The organism is Rhodococcus sp. P4_B6 (genome assembly GCF_056402215.1).
The window spans coordinates 1-3173 of sequence record NZ_JBFUHV010000365.1 but is presented as its reverse complement, the minus strand read 5'-3'; the positions used below and the strand labels follow the sequence as shown (position 1 = coordinate 3173).

Annotated in this window: 3 protein-coding genes; all 3 read left to right on the top strand. The window is 62.5% G+C overall.

The features are described from left to right. Positions 1-1423, top strand: a 1423-nt coding sequence (locus tag AC1DWT_RS50405) for a DUF3375 family protein (RefSeq protein WP_477926184.1), incomplete at its 5' end; no start/stop codon positions are given. Continuing rightward, the gene (locus AC1DWT_RS50400) at positions 1420-2208 is read left to right on the top strand and encodes a DUF4194 domain-containing protein (RefSeq protein ID WP_095870086.1); all 789 of its coding nucleotides are present in this window, start codon (positions 1420-1422) and stop codon (positions 2206-2208) included. The genes AC1DWT_RS50405 and AC1DWT_RS50400, both read left to right, overlap by 4 nt. Before the next feature lie 10 nt (positions 2209-2218). Beyond that, a partial coding sequence (locus AC1DWT_RS50395; RefSeq protein ID WP_477926183.1) for an ATP-binding protein occupies positions 2219-3173 on the top strand: 955 nt, incomplete at its 3' end.

The window sequence follows — 3173 nt, the reverse complement described above, 5'->3', positions numbered from 1 at the left end:
GGTGTTCTCCGAAGACGACCAGCGCGTGGTGGCCGAAGACGACCTGCACGATCAGGTGGACTTCCTGCTGGAGCAGATCGGCGACGCCGTTCCCGGGACTGAACTACCGCAACAGCGGGGTCGAGCCCTGGCCTATTCGTGGGTAGAGGGCGCAGCGCGCGGGTGGCTGCGCTACAAGGACGGGTCGACGCCGAGTGGGCCCACCACGTATGAGATCACCAATGAGGCGCTCGACGCGTTGCGGTACGTCCGCGAGACCGGTCGCCACGCGATGGTGTCCGAGTCTCGAGTCAAGGACCTCATCACAAAGGTGCAGGACACCGCGCTGATGATCAGCGAAGATCGGGAGCGGCGGATCGGCATTTTGAGCACCCAGATCGAGAAGCTGACGGAGGAACGTGACCGTCTGCTCGCCGGTGGTGATTTGGAGTTCGCCGGGACGGGTGAGGTCATCGAGGTCTTGGACCAGATACTCTCCGAAGTCAACAATTTGCCGTCTGACATTCGTAAGGTCGGCGAGCTGTTCGCGGATATGCGTGAACAGTTGCGCCAGGAGTTCCGTGACGACGACCGTTCTACCGGTGAAGTGTTGGATTTGTACCGGCAGCGCATGGATGCGTTGCTCAATAATGACGACCGTGGGCGGGCGTTCGTAGGCGCGGTCGAGTTGCTGCAGAAGACCGGCATGATGCGGGCGTTCGCGACGGACATGGACATCGTGCTGGCGCACGAAGCTGCGCAGGGGTTGAAGCCGGAAGAGCGACGACGGCTCAAGCGGACCTCGAGGGAGTTGAGCCGGGAGGTGCAGCAGGTGATGGTCTCGCATCGGCACATCGTGCAGACCATCTACTCGTATCTGAGTGCCCCGGATCGTATCCAAGCAACAGAGCTGCGGACTCTGTTGCGGGAGTTGGATCGTCGGCTTTCAGAGCGAAAGGCCGTGGCGAAGGTGCGCAGCCGGGTTCCGATCGCCTTCGTACCCGCCACGATCGAGCTCGATCGATTGCGCACAAACCTTGCTGATCCTGCCGATTTCGCCGCACCCCCGGCGGCCCGTCCACATCTGGCCATCCCCATGTCGGCCGAAGAACAGCGCGAGCTGCTGCGCATGGGTGGGCCGGACGTGGACAAGATGCGAGGCATCCTGATCACCCGATTGAAGGCGTCCCCACGCGCCACCGTCGCCGAGGTCTTCAATGCCTTGCCCCGAGAGGACCGGAGGCTGGTGGACCTGTTCGCCTTGTTCGAGGCGTCGGCCGACACGATGGCCCTCCGTCGCTCCCACACAGTCGGAATGACCGACAGGTATCTCACCGTACATCCGTTGGGGATCGAGGAGCGTGTCTTCGAAGCACCCCGGCTGACCTACACCGATGAAGACCGCAGCGTATTGATCGCCAACATGGAACGAGCACAGCAATGAATACCGACCCTTTGGACGAGTGGGATGACCTGCTGTCGCAGGCCGTCGACGACAGTGAGCCCGCCGAGTCCGACGACGAACCGGACGAGTTTCGGTTCCGGCCGTCGGACACCATCTTGTTCACCGGCGACCAGGGCACGTTGACCTATGAGGCCCGGTCGGTGCTGACAGCAATTCTCAAACGTAACTACCTGTCGGCGGACCAGCATCCGAAGCTGTGGACGTTGCTGCTCAAACACCGTTATGACGTCGAATCGCGGCTCAACGACCTGTTCCTGACGTTGGTGTGCGACACCGACGCCGGGATCGCTTACAAGGTCCAGGTCCCCGGCACCCGGTTCCCCACGCTGATGTCGACACAGAACCGTGCCTACACCTGGACCGAAACGATCCTGCTTCGGCATCTGCGGGAAACCTATGCCAACGAACTGGGCCGGGACGGTAACGCGAACGTGGTCATCTCCAAGACGGAGATGGTAGAGCGGTTGCAGGCAGACAAGTCGATCCAGCGCAACGACGAGAAGAAGCAACGCGAGAATGCGGAGAAGGCATTCGAACGCATCGAGAGCGCGGGCATTCTCGTCTCGACGCGCGACACCGGCGCGGACCGCTACCGCATCTCCCCGGTGATCGTGCCACTGATATCGCTGGACAAACTAAAGGCGCTCAGCGCTTACCTCGACACCCTGGACGCCGACGACACGGTAGAGCCCACGGACACCGACGGAGAGATCGCCGCGGTCGACCTGAGCCCCGGCGAAGGATCAGACGATGACCTCGACTGAGACGGGCACCTTGTTCCCCGACACCGGCAGCCCGCAGTGGCGGATCGAATCCATGCATCTGCTCAATTGGGGCGGTTACGACGGCTACCACCGCATCGACTTCTCACCTGGATCGACCATGATCTCCGGGCCGTCCGGGGTCGGGAAATCGACCCTGATGGACGCTTACACCGCGCTGATGATGCCCAGCAACGTTCCGTTCAACGGGGCCTCCAACGCCGGCCAGGGACGTGCTCGGGGCGGCAACCAGCGCAATGTGGTCTCCTACGTGCGCGGTAAGACCGACAGTGTGCAAAACACCAGCGGCGAACTCACCGACCGCCGGCTTCGGGGAATCGATGCCCGAGGCCTGCCCTGCAACGCCGCGGCAGTTGTGGCAGTCACCTTCCGCCACGACACCGGCGCACGCTTCACCGCCGCCAGGCTCTTCTTCGTTCGAGCATCGATCAGTTCCGACGGCGAGCTGGGAAACCCGCTGCGCCTCACCATCGACGGGACCGTCGACGTCGGGCGACTCTACGACCTGTTCGTCGAGGGTCTCGGGCAACAGGGCTACCAGCGGAAGCTGGAAACCACTTTCGTTGGGTCGAAGGTGCACGACACCTACACCAAGTTCCTCACCGTCGCCCAGAGCACCCTCAGCATCGGCAGGAAGGGCGAGAGCGATAAGGCGCTGGCCCTCTTAGCCCGCATCCAGGCCGGGCAGCAAGAAGCCACGATTGATGACCTATACAAGAAGCTGGTCTTCGAGCAGCCCTCCACGTTTGATACGGCCAAGCAGGCACTCGATCACTTCTCGGAGCTGTCCAACAGTTACGAGACGATGCAGCGCGCGTACGACCAGGTAGAGGTGCTCTCCGACATTCAGGAGCGCCACGACCGGTACCAGCGCGCGATTGCCAACGCCTCCGACATCGTTACTCTGCGGCACAAGGATTCGGGGGACACTCCGTGGGTGCTGTGGC